Consider the following 14,870-nt stretch of genomic DNA (forward strand, 5'->3'; position numbering starts at 1 on the left):
GGCCGGACGGGAGAGCGACAGGGATGGCCAGCGGGGCGAGACGATGGGTGGTGCGTGGGCTGGTCGGCCTGATCCTGCTTTGCGCGATCCTGCTGCTGGCGCTCGCCGCCTTTCCCTGGGGCTGGATGAAGGGGCTGATCGAGCGCCGCCTGTCCGACCGTATCGGCAAGCCGGTGACGATCGGCGCGATGGCGCGGGAAGACAGCCTGTCCTTCCACCCCGTCGTCACCCTGCGCGACCTGCGCGTGCCGCAACCCGGATGGGTCAGGCCCGCTTTGCCCGACCTGGCCCAGATCGGCGAGATCCGCGCCGGCTTTTCGGTCTGGGGCCTGCTGACCGGCGGGCCGGTGCTGGAGCGGCTGGAAGCACAGCGCGCCCGGCTCCATTTCTATCGCGATGCGCAGGGCCGCGAGAACTGGAGCGGCGAGCGCAGCAAGGGCAGCGACCGACGCGGCGGCCGTCCGGCGCTGCACAGCCTGATCGTCGCCGACAGCCGCATCGCCTATCGCGACGACAAGCGCGAGCGATCGGTCGATGCCGCGCTGACCGTCGATCCGCGCGGCCTGCGCCTGTCGGGCAGCGGCGATGTGCGCGGCCATCCCGTGACCGTCACCGCGACCGGCGGCCCGATCCTCGACAGCCGGCCGGGCCAGCGCTGGCCGTTCGACGCGGCGATCAGCGGCGACGCGGTCGGCTTCACCCTGAAAGGCACGATGGATGGCCCGCTCGACATCGGCCATCTGCGCGGCGAAGCGACCGCCCATGGCACCGACCTCGCCCTGCTCGACGCCATCATCGAGGCCGGCCTGCCCGGCACCCAGCCGGTCCGCCTGACCGCGCGGGTGATACGCGACCGGCCGGACTGGACCGTCGAGGGGCTGAAAGGCACGATCGGCCGTTCCGACATTGCCGGCCATGCCACCATCCGCAAGCGCGATGGCCGCACCTGGATCGACGGTGCGCTCAGCGCCGACCGCTTCGATTTCGACGATCTGTCGAGCAATGCCGGCAAGGCGAAGGCGGCGGCCAAACGCGCACAGCTCGGACCGCGCCTGATCCCCGATACGGCGATCGACCTTGCCACCGTCGATCGCACCGACGGCAAGCTGGACCTTCAGGTTCGGCAATTGCTGTGGCCCGGCCCCAGCCCGTTCCGCTCGCTCACTGGCACGATCAGCCTGGAACACAGCCGGCTGTCAGTCGAACCGCTGACGCTGGGCCTCACACGCGGCACGCTGTCCGGCCGGATCGGCGTCGACCAGCGCGACGGCGGCCCCCTGCTCGACATCGCCATGGCGATGCGCGGCGCACGGCTGCTCGATTTCTTCCCCGACGCCCAGATCGACGGCGCTCTGATCGGCCGGGTCGCGGTCAAGGGACGGGGCAGAACCATCCGTCAGGCGCTGGGCACATCGACCGGCACGATCGCGCTCGTCGCCCGCGACGGCCGCATCCCGGACCGCACCGCCGCGCTGATGGGGCAGGATGTCGGCCGGGGCCTGACCCTGTCGAAGCGGAAGGAGGCCGTCCTGCGCTGCATCATCACCCGGCTGGATGTGCGGGACGGTATCGCCCGGCCGGGTCCGGTGCTGATCGACACCTCCCGCGCCCAGACGCATGCCACGGGCACGATACGGCTGTCGGACGAGCGGCTGGCGCTGGCGCTGAGCGGCGTGCCCAAGCAGGACAGCCTGTTGCGGCTGAAGGGCAGCGTGCCGGTCGGCGGCACGATCAAGACGCCCGATATTCAGCTGCCCAGGGACGCCCGTTCGGCCAAGGGCATAATCAGGATGATCGGCGATGCGATCGGCGGCGAGAAACAGCCGACCGTGGGCGACGCCGATTGCGATAGCCTCGCCCGCACAGCAATGCGGTGAACCTAGCTCCAGTCCACCCGCGTCCAGCCGCGCTCGGCCGCCAGCCTGGCGAGCGGCGGGTGCGGGTTGGACGCGAACGCCTCGTCGGCGAATTCCAGCATCGGCGCGTCCGACACATGGTCGGAATAGGCGCGGATATGCGCCTGGCTGCGGTCGATCGCCTCAGCCGCCATCCACGCCTTGATCATCCGCAGCTTGCCAGTGTCGTAGCAATTCTCGCCGGAAATCTTGGCGCGGACATAGGGCAGATCCTGCCCGACATGGTCGGTCGCGATCACCGTGTCGAAACCCAGCCGCCGCGCGATCGCCTCGACATAGAGGCGGTAGGAGGCGGTGGCGAGCACCAGCCGATAGCCCGCCGCACGGTCCTTGGCGATCTGCTCCAGCGCGCCGGCGCGGACATTCTTCGCCATCACCTTGTCGGCATAGCTTTCGATATGCGGCTGCAACTTCGCCCGATCGGCGCGGCCGCCGATCATCAGCCACTGGTTGGTTTCCTTCAGCGTCTGGCGGCTGATCAGCTTCACCACATAGGCCAGCATGACGAACGGAATGAGCGGCAGGAAGATCAATCGCCAGGGCGCCATATGGGCGGCCACATGGATGAGAAAGCCGGTATAGGTGCCCGAAAAGGTCACCGTGCGGTCCATGTCGTAAATCGCCAGCCTGTATGTCATGCCGTGTCCGAAACTTTTATCCCTGCCCGTCGTTCTGTCTGGCGGATGGGCCGTTTCGGCTTGCCGCGCAACCGATAATGGACCACTAATCCCTCCACATGAACAAAGCCGCTGATCTCGTTGAGGAAAGCCGCGACGACGGCGGCAAGGTCATACGCCTGTCCGGCACCTGGTCGATCGCCTGTTTGCACGACATGCCGAACCGGCTGGACGCCATTTCCGGCCCCATCGCCTGCATCGACGTCGCCGATATCGACCATATGGACACGATCGGCGCCTGGACCATCCATCGCACCGCCAAGCGGCTGGAGACGGAGGTCTGTGGCGGCAGCACCGACTGCAAGCGACTGATCGGCGCGGTCGGCAAGATCGACGAACCGGTCGATATCCGCCCGACCTATGTCTCCCCCTTCAACCGGGTATTGGGCCAGATCGGCGAGGCGGTGATCAATTCCGTCAACACGCTGGTCGGCCTGCTCGGCTTCTTCGGCGGCGTGCTGGTCACGGTCTGGGGCCTGATCCGTCACCCCAGCCGCTTCCGCATCAACGCCGTGGTCCAGCGGTTCGAGGTGGTCGGCGTCTCGGCGCTGGGCATCATCGGCCTGATGAGCTTCCTGATCGGCATCGTCATCGCCCAGCAGGGCGCGGTCCAGTTGCGCCAGTTCGGCATGGAGATGCTGACCATCAACCTGGTCGGTCGCCTCACCTTCCGCGAACTGGGCGTGCTGATGACCGCGATCATGGTGGCCGGCCGGTCCGGCTCGGCCTTTGCGGCCCAGCTCGGCACGATGAAGCTGACCGAGGAGGTCGACGCGATGCGCACCATCGGCGTGTCGCCGATGGAGGCGCTGGTGCTGCCCCGCACCCTGGCGGTGGTGGTGATGATGCCGCTGCTCGGCTTCTATTCCTCGATCATCGCGATCATCGGCGGCGGCTTCCTGTGCGCCGTGTCGCTCGACATTCCGCCGATCACCTTCGTCCAGCGGCTGCGCGAAGTGGTGCCGATCCACGATCTGTGGGTGGGCCTGATCAAGGCGCCGGTGTTCGGCCTGATCATCGGCATCAGCGGCTGTTTCCAGGGCATGCAGGTCAAGGCCAATGCCGAGGAAGTCGGCCTGCGCACCACGGCGGCCGTGGTCCAGGCGATCTTCCTGGTTATCGTGCTCGATGCCTTCTTCGCCGTCTTCTTCACTTGGGTGGGCTGGAACTGATGACCACCGATGAACGCCAGGCCAAGGAAGAGCGGATCGAACGCGCGGTCGCGTCCGACGACATCGCCATTTCGGTGCGCGGCCTCAAGAACAGCTTCGGCGACCAGACCGTCCACGAAAATCTCGACCTCGACGTGCGCAAGGGCGAGATATTGGGCGTGGTCGGCGGATCGGGCACCGGCAAGTCGGTGCTGATGCGGTCGATCATCGGGCTTCAGGTGCCCGACGAGGGCGAAGTCCATGTCTTTGGCGAGGATATGGTCGGCCGCCTGGACGATGACGAGGCGCTGGCGATCCGCAAGCGCTGGGGCGTGCTGTTTCAGGGCGGCGCGCTCTTCTCGACCCTGACCGTGGCCGAGAATGTCGAAGTGCCGATCCGCGAATATTATCCCAATATCGGCCCGGTGCTGCGCGACGAGATCGCCGCCTACAAGATCCGCATGACGGGTCTCCCGGCCGAAGCCGGCCCCAAATATCCGGCCGAACTGTCGGGCGGCATGAAGAAGCGCGCTGGCCTGGCCCGCGCCCTGGCGCTCGACCCGGACCTCTTGTTCCTCGACGAGCCGACCGCCGGCCTCGACCCGATCGGCGCGGCCGCGTTCGACGACCAGACGCGCAAGTTGCAGGAGACGCTGGGCCTCACCGTCTTCCTCATCACCCATGATCTCGACACCCTCTATTCGATCTGCGACCGTGTCGCGGTGCTGGCCGACAAGAAGGTGATCGCGGTCGGGACGATCGACGAATTGCTGGCGCTCGATCACCCCTGGATCCAGGAATATTTCAACGGTCCGCGTGGCCGCGCCGCAACCGCGGCGGTCACGCGCGAACGCGGCAAGGCCGCTGCCGAAAAACAAGCGGACGGAAGGCAATAGGATATGGAAACCCGGTCCAATCATGTGCTGGTCGGCGCGGTCACGCTGCTGCTGCTGGCCGCCATCATGGCGGCGGCCTTCTGGTTCTCGCGCCTGTCGCAGGGCGACAACAAGGAATATGACATCTTCTTCAAGCAGTCGGTGAACGGCCTCGCCAAGGGATCGGGCGTCAATTATTCCGGCGTTCCCTCCGGCCAGGTCGAGAAGATCGAACTGTGGAAGCGTGATCCCAGCTTCGTGAAGGTCCGCATTTCGGTGAAGGACGGCACCCCGGTGCTGCAGGGCACGACCGCGACCATCGCTGGCGTGGGCTTCACCGGCGTCAGCGAGATCGTGCTGGACGGCGCGGTCAAGGGCGCGCCACCGATCCTGTGCCCGGCCGAGAATATCACTTCGGCCTGCCCCGACGGCGTGCCGGTGATCCCGACCAAGCCGGGTGCGCTGGGTGAACTGCTCAACAATGCGCCGCAGCTGCTGGAGCGCCTGTCGACCCTGACCGAGAAGCTGACCGAGCTGCTCAATGACAAGAATCAGCAGTCGATCGCCGGCATCCTCGCCAATCTCGACCGGGTGACCGGGTCGCTGGCCGATCGCAGCCCGGAAATCGCCGCTACCCTGGCCGAAGCGCGCATCGCGGTGCAGCGCACCGGCGTCGCCGCGCAGCAGATCGGCGAGCTGGCCGCGACCACCAACGGCCTGATCAATGACGAAGGCCGCCCGCTGATGGCCGACCTGCGCAAGAGCGTGGCCTCGGCCAGCCGCAGCATCGACACGCTCGACAAGACCATCGCCGAAGCGCAGCCCGGCGTGCATGCCTTCAGCAACCAGACCATGCCGGAAGTGAACCGCCTGGTTCGCGACCTGCGTGAAATGTCGCGCGCCTTCCGCGGCGTCGCCGAAAAACTCGACCAGCAGGGCGCGGGCTCGATCGTCGGATCGCCCCAGCTGCCCGACTATAAGCCATGAAAGGGAGCCGGATGATGGTCCACAAGAAACTGGGTGGCGCATCGCTGGCGCTGGCCGCTGCAATCGCCCTGTCCGGCTGCGTCTCGATCGGCAGCAAGCCGCCGCAGCAGCTGCTGACGCTCGACGCCGCGCACAAGGTGCCGACCGGCGCGCAGAGCAATGCCGGCGGCGGCCGCAGCCTGATCATCGTCGATCCCGAAGCCGCGCGCGTCATCGACACGGTGCGCGTGCCGGTGCAGGTGACGCCGACCTCGGTCGCCTATGTCACCAAGGTGCAGTGGGCCGAAACGCCCCGCCATCTGTTCCGCCGGCTGCTGGCTGAAACCGTATCGGCCACCACCGACCGGATCGTGCTCGATCCCGGCCAGTTTTCCGGTGACGGCGGCCAACGCCTGAGCGGCGAGCTGATCAGCTTCACCATCGACCAGGCCAGCAACAACGCCGTCGTCACCTTCGACGCGGCGTTGATGACTCCAGCCGGCGTCGCCATCGCGCGCCAGCGCTTCACCGCCAGCGCGCCGGTCGGCGGCAAGATCGACGCCGGCAGCGTCGGCGCGCCGCTTAACAGCGCCGCCAACAAGGTGGCGACCGACGTGGCCGCCTGGGTCGCGGCGCAAAAGGACTGATCGGCTGGCCGGGGTTTGAACGCCCCGGCCGCCGCCTTTCCCTTATCCCTCCAGGCTCTTGCTCGCCTGCTCGGTCACGTCCTTGGACAGGCCGGGCTCGTTTAGGATGCGCTGCAGTTCCGCCCGCATCTGTGCGGCGCGGCCTTCATCGAAGCGCTTCCAGCGACCAAGCGGCGGCACCAGCCGCGCCGCCGTCTGCGGATTGAGCTTGTCGAGCGCGATGATGCAGTCGGCGACCAGCCGATAGCCCTTGCCCGACTTGTGGTGGAACGCCCACTGGTTGCCGGCAAAGGCACCATAGAGCGACCGCACCCGGTTCGGGTTATTGAGCGTGAACGCCTTGTGCTGGCCCAGCTCTGCAACCAGTTCCACCGTATCGGGATGGAAGGCGAAGGCCTGGGTCTGGAACCATTTGTCCAGGGTCAGCGCATCGTCGCTGTAGCGATTATAGAAGATGTCGAGCGCCGCCTCCCGTTCCGGGCTGGTGCCGCTTGCCAGCGTCGCCAGCGCCGACTGGCGCTCGGTCATGTTGTCGGCCTCGCTATACTGGGCATAGGCGATCGCCGGCCCGTCCTCCGCGCCCGAGGCGACCAGATAGAGCAGCGCGACATTGCGCAGCTTGCGCGCGCCCTTGGCGGCCGGAGAGACCGCGAAGGCGTTCGCCTTGGTTCTGGCATGAATATCGCGCCACAGCGGCTCCAGATCGGCCCCCAGGCGCGTCTGAAGGGCATCGCGGGCGGCATGGATCGCATCCGGGTCCACCTGCTTCATCTGGTCGCCCAGATAGGCTTCGCTCGGTAGGCGCACCGCCTCCGCAACGAAGGCCGGATCGAGTAGCGGATCGGTGATGGTGTTGCGCACCGCGTCGACCACTGCCGTCACATCGACGCTCTGGCCGGCCACCTGGCCGACCAGCACATTGACCATCAACTGCTGCATCGCCTCATAACGGGCGAAGGGATCGTCATCATGCGCCGACAGGAAGGCGAGATCGGCCTGGCTGCGATTGGTCTCGACGATCACCGGCGCGGAAAAGCCGCGGTTGATCGACAGGATCGGCAGGCTGGCGAAATTGTCGAACGTGAAACGCTGCTGCGCCTCCGTCAGCATCAGCAGCTCATCACCATGATGACTGCCAGTCGCCGGATCATAGAGCGCGACGCGCAGCGGGATCGCCATCGGCCGCTTGTCGGGCTGGCCCGGCGTCGGCGGCACGCTCTGTTCCAGCATCAGTTCGGCGGTGCGGCTGACCGGATCATGGCTCAGCAGCGCGCGGACATGGGGCGTGCCCGCCTGTTCATACCAGCGGCGGAACTGGCCAAGGTCGATCTCGCCGCCCTCCTCCATCGCGCGGACGAAATCCTCGCAGGTCGCCGCCTCGCCATCATGCCTGTCGAAATAGAGGTCGGTGCCGGCGCGGAACCGCTCCGCCCCCAACATCAACGCCATCATGCGGATCAGCTCGGCGCCCTTGTTATAGATGGTCGCGGTATAGAAGTTGCTGATTTCCATGTAGGATTCGGGCCGCACCGGATGCGCCAGCGGGCCTGAATCCTCCTGAAACTGGGCCGCGCGCAGAATCCGCACATCCTCGATCCGCTTGACCGCATGGCTGCCCATGTCGGCCGAGAAATTCTGGTCACGGAAGACGGTGAAGCCTTCCTTCAGCGACAGCTGGAACCAGTCGCGACAGGTGACGCGATTGCCCGACCAGTTGTGGAAATATTCATGCGCCACCACGCCCTCGACACCATCATAGTCGATGTCGGTCGCGGTCTCCGGATCGGCCAATATGTAGCGCGAATTGAAGATGTTGAGGCCTTTATTCTCCATCGCGCCGAAATTGAAGTCGGCGACCGCGACGATGTTGAACACGTCCAGATCATATTCGCGGCCATAGACGCGCTCGTCCCAGGCCATGCTGTTCTTGAGCGCCTGCATCGCATGGTCGGTGCGCGGCAGGTCGGCCTCGCGCACCCAGATGCCCAGAGCCACTTCGCGCCCGCTCATCGTCACGAAACGATCCGCGTTACAGGCAAGGTCGCCGGCGACCAGCGCGAACAGATAGCAGGGCTTGGGGAAAGGATCATTCCACAGCGCCCAATGGCGGCCGCCCTCCAGATCGCCTTGCGCCACCGGATCGCCATTGGCGAGCAGGATCGGGTAGCGCGCCTTGTCGGCGGTCAGCTTCACGCTGTAGCGCGACAGGATATCCGGCCGGTCGGGGAAGAAGGTGATGCGGCGGAAGCCCTCCGCCTCGCACTGGGTGCAAAGCAGGCCGCCGCTGGCATAAAGGCCCATCAGCTTGCTGTTGCTCTCCGGCGCCAGCTCGACCAGCACCTCCACCTTGTGCGTCGCACCGCCGAGGGGGACGACCAGCGCGCCAGCCTCCAGCGTCCATTCCGTTTCGTTGAGGGTGCGGCCGTCGACCTTCACCGCCAGCGGCACCAGCCCATCGCCGTCGAGCCGCAGCGGCCGGTCATGGTCGCCATTGCGCGCCACCGACATGTCGGACCAGACCCGCGTCCGCGCGGCATCCAGGTCGAAGTCGAGGGCGATGTCGGGGATCAGCCAGTCGGGCACGCGATAATCGGCGCGGCGGATGATGGCGGGAGCGGCGGCTTGGGTGGATTGGATATCGGCCATGGCACCAGCCTAGTGCCTGATTCTGTGAGGGGGAAGCGCTTTGCACGTCCCCCTCATCCGGAACCGAACCGATGCGGCTTTTTTAGATCCGCTCGCCCGACAGGCGCTGACACAGCATGTCGAGCTGGTCGAGCGTCGAATAGCGCAGCGACAATGTGCCCGGCCCGTCACCGCTGTCGGCGATTTCGACCTTCAGGCCCAATATATCGGCCAGATGCTGCTCGAGTGCCGCGATATCGGCATCCTTGCCTCCGGGAGTTGCGCCGCGCGACTTGGGCTCTGCATCCTCGCCCTTCTTGGTCTTGCGCACCAGCTGCTCGGTCTCGCGGACCGAAAGCCCCTTCTGCTCGACCATCAGCGCCATCGATTCGCAGCCCGGCACGCCGATCAGCGCGCGGGCATGACCCATGCTGATCCGCCCGTGCGACACCGCCTGCTGCACCGGATCGGGCAGGTCGAGCAGGCGCATCAGATTGGCGATATGGCTGCGCGACTTGCCGACGATGCGGCCCAGCGCTTCCTGGCTATGATGGAATTCGCCGATCAGCTTGCGATAGGCTTCGGCTTCTTCGATCGGGTTGAGATCCTCGCGCTGGATATTCTCGACCAGCGCGATTTCCAGCGTTTCCTGCTCATCAAAGTCGCGCACGATCGCCGGAATGCGATGCAGTTGAGCCTTCTGCGCCGCCCGCCAGCGCCGCTCGCCCGCGACGATCTGGAAGCCGCCGCCATGGGGGCGCACGATGATCGGCTGGATCACGCCGCGCTTGGCGATGCTGTCGGCCAGTTCCTGCAGCGCGTCCTGGTCGAAATGGCGACGCGGCTGTTCGGGGTGCGGCTGGATCAGCGCGACCTCGATATTCTGCACCGCCTTGCTCGACGGCGCGGCGCTGTTGGCGCTCGCCGCCACCGGCTCTTCCCGGCTGACATCGCCCAGCAGCGCCGACAGGCCGCGGCCCAGACCGTGCGGCCGCTTTACCGGCTTCTGCTTTTCCCCAATTTCGTCGCTCAAGCCGCTACCTCCTGTCGGGGAAGACGCGCGATCAGTTCGCGCGCCAGACGCATATAGGCTTCCGACCCCGAACAGCGGAAATCATAGATGAGCGCCGGCACGCCATGGCTCGGCGCCTCGGACAGGCGCACATTGCGCGGAATGACGGTGGTGAAGACGAGGTCGCCCAGCACGGCGCGCACATCGTCGGCGACCTGATCGGTCAGCCGGTTGCGACGGTCATACATGGTCAGCGCCACGCCCAGGATCGACAGGCCGGTGTTGAACCGGCTGCGGATGCGCTCGACCGTCTGCAACAGCTGCGACAGCCCTTCCAGCGCGAAGAATTCGCACTGCAGCGGCACCAGCAGCGATTGCGCCGCCACCATCGCATTGACCGTCAGCAGGCCGAGCGAGGGCGGGCAGTCGATCAGGCAGATGTCCCAGCGCCCGGCGGGCGCCTCGGACAGCACCCGCTCCAGCCGGTGGGTGCGCTGCTCATAATCGATCAGCTCGATCTCCGCCCCGGACAGATCCTGGGTCGCCGGGATCAGGTCCAGCTTGGGCACGCGGGTGGTGACGACCGCCTCGTCCAGTTCGCAATTGCCGACCAGCAGGTCATAGCTCGACCGTTCGCGGTCGGCATGATTGACGCCCAGCCCGGTCGAGGCATTGCCCTGCGGATCAAGATCGACCAGCAGCACGCGCAGCCCCGTCGCGGCCAGGCCGGTCGCCAGATTGATAGCCGTGGTGGTCTTGCCGACTCCGCCCTTCTGATTGGCGATGGCGATACAAATCATCCTCGACCCTTCTTTTTGACAGGTTTGACGGATCGCGCGACGATGATGGCGCTGTCGGCGTCGGTCACGCTGCGTTCCACATGAAACGCACCTTGCCATGCCGGACGCGCGGTCTCCAGTTCATTCTGCGCATTTCGTCCCTTGGGCAGCACCCAAATCGTCTTTTCATCGGACAGATGCTGGGCCGACTGGAGCAATTTGGGCAGCGGCGCATAGGCGCGGGCGCTGATGACGGCCGACTTGGTCGGCGGCGCGACCTCGACCCGTCCGCCAAAGACGGAGGCGTTGGTCAGACCCAGCTCCGCGATCACATCATTGAGGAAGTCGATCCGCTTGCGGCGCGATTCGACCATGATCAGCGGCCGGTCGGACATGCTGGCGACGACGATGCCGGGCAGGCCTGCGCCGGAACCCAGGTCCATCCAAGGCCCCTCCCCCGCATCCTTCGCGTGCAACAGCAGCTGGGCCGAGTCGACGATGTGCCGCGCCCAGACATGGGGCCGCGTCGATTCGGCGATCAGATTCTGCTCGTCCATGGCGGACAGCAAAAGCGACACATAGCGCTCCAGCCGATCCCATGTTTCACGTGGAACATCAAAATGCGCGTCGAGCCAGGCCCGCGCTTCGTCTTCGGTCATGCTGCCTTCCGCCGCACATGGACAAGGATGGCGGCCAGAGCCGCCGGGGTGATGCCGCGGATACGGCCCGCAGCGGCCAGCGTGTCCGGACGGGCCCCGTCCAGTCGCTCGATCATCTCGGTCGACAGGCCGCCGACACTGCCAAAGTCGAAGTCTGCCGGAATGGCCACGCGCTCGTCCCGACGCAGCGCGGCGATCTCCGCATCCTGTCGTTCGAGATAGGGCGCATAATGGGCGTCCTCCAAAATCTCGGCGCGCAGGTCGGCCGGCGCCTCCGCCAGGTTCGGCGCCAGCGTCACCAGCAGCTCCGCCTGCACTTCGGGGAAGCGCGCCCATTCGAACAGGCTGCGCCGCGCGCCATCCTGCCGCACGGCCGCCCCTGCCCGCGCCATCTCGGTCGCGGTAAAGGGTCGCGCCAGTTCCGCTTCGATCGCGGCGCGCACACTGGCCCGTGCGGCGAAGCGCGCCGCCCGATCCGGACCGATTATGCCATGGGTCAGGCCAATCTCGCCCAGCCGCGTCTCGGCATTGTCGGCGCGCAATCGCAGCCGATATTCCGCCCGCGCGGTCAGCATGCGATAGGGTTCGGTCACGCCCTGCAGCACCAGATCATCGATCATCACGCCGATATAGGAGCTGGCGCGGTCAAGGATCATCGGCGCTTCATCCCGCGCCCGCGCGGCGGCGTTGGTGCCGGCGACCAGCCCCTGGGCGGCCGCCTCCTCATAGCCGGTCGTGCCATTGATCTGCCCCGCGCAGAAGAGGCCGGGCAGCGCCCGCACCTCCAGGCTGGCATCCAGCGCGCGCGGATCGATATGGTCATATTCGACCGCATAGCCCGGCACGACGATCTCCGCCTGCTCCAGCCCGCGCATCGACCGGATCATGGCCCGCTGCACATCGGCCGGCAGCGAGGTGCTGATGCCATTGGGATAGACCAGCGCATCGTCCAGCCCTTCGGGCTCCAGGAAGATCTGATGGCCGTCGCGATCGCCGAAGCGGATCACCTTATCCTCGATCGACGGGCAGTAGCGTGGCCCCCGCCCCTCGATCGCACCACTGAACAAGGGCGATCGCCCCAGCCCTTCGCGGATGATCGCATGGGTCCGTTCATTGGTGCGGGTGATGGCACAGGCCAGTTGCGGCAGCGGCCGATGATCCGACAGCGGCGACATGGTCCAGCCCTCGCCGTCCGACGCCTGCTCCTCCAGCACCGCCCAGTCGATGGTGCGGCCGTCGATGCGCGGCGGCGTCCCGGTCTTCAGCCGGCCGATCGGCAGGCCCATCTCGCGCAACTGCACACCAAGCGCCGTTGCCGCCCGCTCGCCGGTGCGACCGCCGACATCCACATCCTCACCGCGGAACAGCTTACCGCCCAGGAAGGTGCCCGTCGCCAGCACGATCGAAGGCGCCTCCAGCGTCCGACCATCGGCCAGAGCCAGACCGGCCACTGTGCCCTCGCGGACGATCAGGCCTACCGTCTCACCCTCGACAATCTCCAGCCCCGCCTGGGCGTCGAGCATCTGGTGGATTGCCGCCCTGTAGCGCTTGCGGTCGGCCTGCACGCGCGGTCCCTGGACGGCGGCGCCCTTGCTGCTGTTGAGCATGCGATAATGAATCGCGCCGGCGTCGGCAGCCCGGCCGATCAACCCGTCAAGCGCATCCACTTCACGGACCAGATGGCCCTTGCCCAGACCGCCGATCGCCGGGTTACAGGACATGGCACCCACGGTCGCCCGCTCGAAGGTGAGCAGCGCCACCGCTGCGCCCTTGCGCGCTGCCGCAGCGGCCGCCTCGCAGCCGGCATGGCCACCACCGACCACGATCACATCATAGCTTGTTCGCATGGCGGCCCCATATCAGATTCAGGGGCCTGCGGTCAAAAGCGTTCCACGTGGAACATCGCACTATCAGCCATCACACGCGGAAATTTCGCTCACTTCCCGATACAGAATCCCGAGAAGAGACGGTCGAGCATATCCTCGGTCCCCGCCTGTCCGGTCAGCGCATCAATGGTTCGCCGCCCCAGGCGCAACTCCTCCGCCAGCACCAGCAGGTCGCGGGCCGCGCCTGCGGCGAGCAGATGGTCGTGCAGTTGGCGCACGCCCTCCCGTTGCCGCGCATGCAGGGCATAGTCGCCCTCGCCCGGCAGCAGCGTCGCCGCCCGATCGAGCAGCATCGCCACCAGCGCGTCCATCCCCTCCCCCGTCCGCGCCGACAGACGCAGGCCGGGCCGGTCGGAACCATATAGCGCGACATCGCTCTGCGCCGCGATCAGCAGCGCATCCTCGCGTGGTGCCTCGGCCGGATCGCCCAGCCACAGGATGATGTCCGCCGCCTCCAGCGCGGCGCGTGCGCGGTCGATACCGATCGCCTCGATCGCATCGCCGGTCTCGTCGCGCAGCCCGGCCGTGTCGGTGAACAGGAAAGCGGTGCCGCCGATCGCGGCGGGCACCTCGATCCGGTCGCGGGTGGTGCCGGCAATATCGGACACGATCGCCGCCTCGCGCCCCACCAGCCGGTTCAGCAAGGTCGACTTGCCGGCATTGGGCGGCCCAGCCAGCACCACCCGAATGCCGTCGCGCAGCCGCTCGGCCGAAGGCGCCGACAGCAACGCACCGACATCGTCCGCAAGTGCCATCACCCCCTGCCCGATCCGCCCCTCGATATCGACGTCGGGCACATCATCCTCGTCGGAGAAGTCGAGCGCAGCCTCGGCCATCGCCGACAGGTCGAGCAGCCGCATCCGCCAGCCGTCGATCCGCTGCGAGAAATGGCCCTCCATCATCGCCAGTGCCGCACGCCGCTGCTGCTGCGTCTCGGCCGCCAGCAGGTCCGCCAATCCTTCGACCTCGTTCAGGTCCATGCGGCCATGGGCAAAGGCGCGGCGGGTGAATTCGCCCGCAGTTGCGCGGCGCAACTCTGGCATCGCGCCCAGCGCCGCCTCGACCGCCGCAATCACCGCACGACCGCCATGGCAATGCAGCTCGGCCATATCCTCGCCCGTCACCGTGCGCGGCCCCGGCAACCACAAGAGCAACGCCCTGTCGAGCGGCGCGCCGTCGCGCGGATCGCTCAGCAGCCCCAGGCTCGCCATGCGGGGGGTGGGCAGTCGCCCGGCCAGCGCCTGCAACGCCGCACCCGCCATCGGGCCGCTGACGCGCACCACGCCAATCCCCGCCGGCGGCGCACCGCTCGACAGGGCGAAGATCGTCTCGCTCACTTAATCCTTCTTGTCGCCATTCTTGCCCGCCATGCCGGACAGGCCAATATCCATCATCTGCTTGAACAGGCGCACGCCCGCATCACCCATCGGCGAGAAGCTCTTGAACAGGGTCTCCATCTGCTCGACGCTGCCGATGCCATCCATGCTGTCCAGCATCGTCTTGATATATTTGTCGTGGATGGTGCTGACGTCCGGCAGGCCCAGAAAGGCGCGCGCCTCGGCCGGGGTGCAATCCACGTCGACGGTCACTTTCATCTGCTGCCCTTCCCTGTCGCGGTCATCCGCCTGTCGCTCCATCTCATGCCGCAAACAGGCCGGCGATGGCAAATTTTTTGGG

The 14,870-nt window shown here is 66.8% G+C and carries 13 protein-coding genes; 5 read left to right on the top strand and 8 right to left on the bottom strand.

What is annotated here, in order from left to right; translation table 11 throughout:
• The first annotated feature begins 23 nt into the window (after window positions 1–23).
• Window positions 24–1,877, top strand: a complete 1,854-nt coding sequence (locus ACUCV3_RS19735; protein WP_279728353.1) for an AsmA family protein — start codon at window positions 24–26, stop codon at window positions 1,875–1,877.
• A gap of 2 nt (window positions 1,878–1,879) precedes the next feature.
• Here the strand turns inward: ACUCV3_RS19735 and ACUCV3_RS19740 are convergent, their stop codons facing one another.
• Window positions 1,880–2,554: an HAD family hydrolase gene (locus ACUCV3_RS19740; RefSeq protein ID WP_048938038.1), complete on the bottom strand. Its 675-nt coding sequence runs from the start codon at window positions 2,552–2,554 to the stop codon at window positions 1,880–1,882.
• 98 nt (window positions 2,555–2,652) lie between these two features.
• Here ACUCV3_RS19740 and ACUCV3_RS19745 point away from each other — a divergent pair, with 98 nt between their 5' ends.
• The 4 genes from ACUCV3_RS19745 to ACUCV3_RS19760 are packed head-to-tail and all read left to right on the top strand — an operon-like array spanning window position 2,653 to window position 6,232.
• A complete protein-coding gene (locus ACUCV3_RS19745; RefSeq protein ID WP_017499471.1) occupies window positions 2,653–3,765 on the top strand; it encodes an MlaE family ABC transporter permease in 1,113 nt (370 codons plus the stop codon).
• Window positions 3,765–4,640: an ABC transporter ATP-binding protein gene (locus ACUCV3_RS19750; protein WP_004209157.1), complete on the top strand. Its 876-nt coding sequence runs from the start codon at window positions 3,765–3,767 to the stop codon at window positions 4,638–4,640. The genes ACUCV3_RS19745 and ACUCV3_RS19750 overlap by 1 nt, the downstream gene beginning before the upstream one ends.
• A 3-nt stretch (window positions 4,641–4,643) precedes the next feature.
• Window positions 4,644–5,606 carry an MlaD family protein gene (locus ACUCV3_RS19755; RefSeq protein ID WP_004209158.1) on the top strand — a complete coding sequence of 321 codons (963 nt, stop codon included), beginning with the start codon at window positions 4,644–4,646 and terminating at the stop codon, window positions 5,604–5,606.
• Window positions 5,607–5,617: 11 nt separating this feature from the next.
• A complete protein-coding gene (locus ACUCV3_RS19760) occupies window positions 5,618–6,232 on the top strand; it encodes an ABC-type transport auxiliary lipoprotein family protein (protein ID WP_010335754.1) in 615 nt (204 codons plus the stop codon).
• A gap of 42 nt (window positions 6,233–6,274) precedes the next feature.
• On the opposite strand, the gene pepN is transcribed toward ACUCV3_RS19760, so the two are convergent.
• The 7 genes from pepN to ACUCV3_RS19795 form a co-directional block, all read right to left on the bottom strand.
• The gene (pepN, locus tag ACUCV3_RS19765; protein WP_279728351.1) at window positions 6,275–8,878 is read right to left on the bottom strand and encodes an aminopeptidase N; all 2,604 of its coding nucleotides are present in this window, start codon (window positions 8,876–8,878) and stop codon (window positions 6,275–6,277) included.
• An 82-nt stretch (window positions 8,879–8,960) separates the two neighbouring features.
• Window positions 8,961–9,890, bottom strand: coding sequence for a ParB/RepB/Spo0J family partition protein (locus ACUCV3_RS19770; protein ID WP_010335757.1), 930 nt, complete (start codon window positions 9,888–9,890; stop codon window positions 8,961–8,963).
• Window positions 9,887–10,669 carry a ParA family protein gene (locus ACUCV3_RS19775; protein ID WP_037508856.1) on the bottom strand — a complete coding sequence of 261 codons (783 nt, stop codon included), beginning with the start codon at window positions 10,667–10,669 and terminating at the stop codon, window positions 9,887–9,889. Before ACUCV3_RS19775 ends, ACUCV3_RS19770 begins: the two co-directional genes overlap by 4 nt.
• A complete protein-coding gene (rsmG, locus tag ACUCV3_RS19780) occupies window positions 10,666–11,307 on the bottom strand; it encodes a 16S rRNA (guanine(527)-N(7))-methyltransferase RsmG (protein ID WP_313393476.1) in 642 nt (213 codons plus the stop codon). Before rsmG ends, ACUCV3_RS19775 begins: the two co-directional genes overlap by 4 nt.
• Window positions 11,304–13,154, bottom strand: a complete 1,851-nt coding sequence (mnmG, locus tag ACUCV3_RS19785; protein ID WP_279728350.1) for a tRNA uridine-5-carboxymethylaminomethyl(34) synthesis enzyme MnmG — start codon at window positions 13,152–13,154, stop codon at window positions 11,304–11,306. The genes rsmG and mnmG overlap by 4 nt, the downstream gene beginning before the upstream one ends.
• Before the next feature lie 89 nt (window positions 13,155–13,243).
• A complete protein-coding gene (mnmE, locus tag ACUCV3_RS19790; protein WP_279728349.1) occupies window positions 13,244–14,530 on the bottom strand; it encodes a tRNA uridine-5-carboxymethylaminomethyl(34) synthesis GTPase MnmE in 1,287 nt (428 codons plus the stop codon).
• Window positions 14,531–14,788, bottom strand: a complete 258-nt coding sequence (locus ACUCV3_RS19795; RefSeq protein ID WP_279728348.1) for a DUF6489 family protein — start codon at window positions 14,786–14,788, stop codon at window positions 14,531–14,533. It lies immediately after the preceding gene.
• Window positions 14,789–14,870 lie beyond the last annotated feature (82 nt).

This window comes from Sphingobium sp. VMM, assembly GCF_056790315.1.

Excerpts from the sequence above, each read along its gene's own strand:
- ACUCV3_RS19735 (WP_279728353.1), top strand. The coding sequence starts at position 24 with ATGGCCAGCGGGGCGAGACGATGGGTGGTGCGTGGGCTGGTCGGCCTG.
- ACUCV3_RS19740 (WP_048938038.1), bottom strand. The coding sequence starts at position 2,554 with ATGACATACAGGCTGGCGATTTACGACATGGACCGCACGGTGACCTTT.
- ACUCV3_RS19745 (WP_017499471.1), top strand. The coding sequence starts at position 2,653 with ATGAACAAAGCCGCTGATCTCGTTGAGGAAAGCCGCGACGACGGCGGC.
- ACUCV3_RS19750 (WP_004209157.1), top strand. The coding sequence starts at position 3,765 with ATGACCACCGATGAACGCCAGGCCAAGGAAGAGCGGATCGAACGCGCG.
- ACUCV3_RS19755 (WP_004209158.1), top strand. The coding sequence starts at position 4,644 with ATGGAAACCCGGTCCAATCATGTGCTGGTCGGCGCGGTCACGCTGCTG.
- ACUCV3_RS19760 (WP_010335754.1), top strand. The coding sequence starts at position 5,618 with ATGATGGTCCACAAGAAACTGGGTGGCGCATCGCTGGCGCTGGCCGCT.
- pepN (WP_279728351.1), bottom strand. The coding sequence starts at position 8,878 with ATGGCCGATATCCAATCCACCCAAGCCGCCGCTCCCGCCATCATCCGC.
- ACUCV3_RS19775 (WP_037508856.1), bottom strand. The coding sequence starts at position 10,669 with ATGATTTGTATCGCCATCGCCAATCAGAAGGGCGGAGTCGGCAAGACC.
- rsmG (WP_313393476.1), bottom strand. The coding sequence starts at position 11,307 with ATGACCGAAGACGAAGCGCGGGCCTGGCTCGACGCGCATTTTGATGTT.
- mnmG (WP_279728350.1), bottom strand. The coding sequence starts at position 13,154 with ATGCGAACAAGCTATGATGTGATCGTGGTCGGTGGTGGCCATGCCGGC.
- ACUCV3_RS19795 (WP_279728348.1), bottom strand. The coding sequence starts at position 14,788 with ATGAAAGTGACCGTCGACGTGGATTGCACCCCGGCCGAGGCGCGCGCC.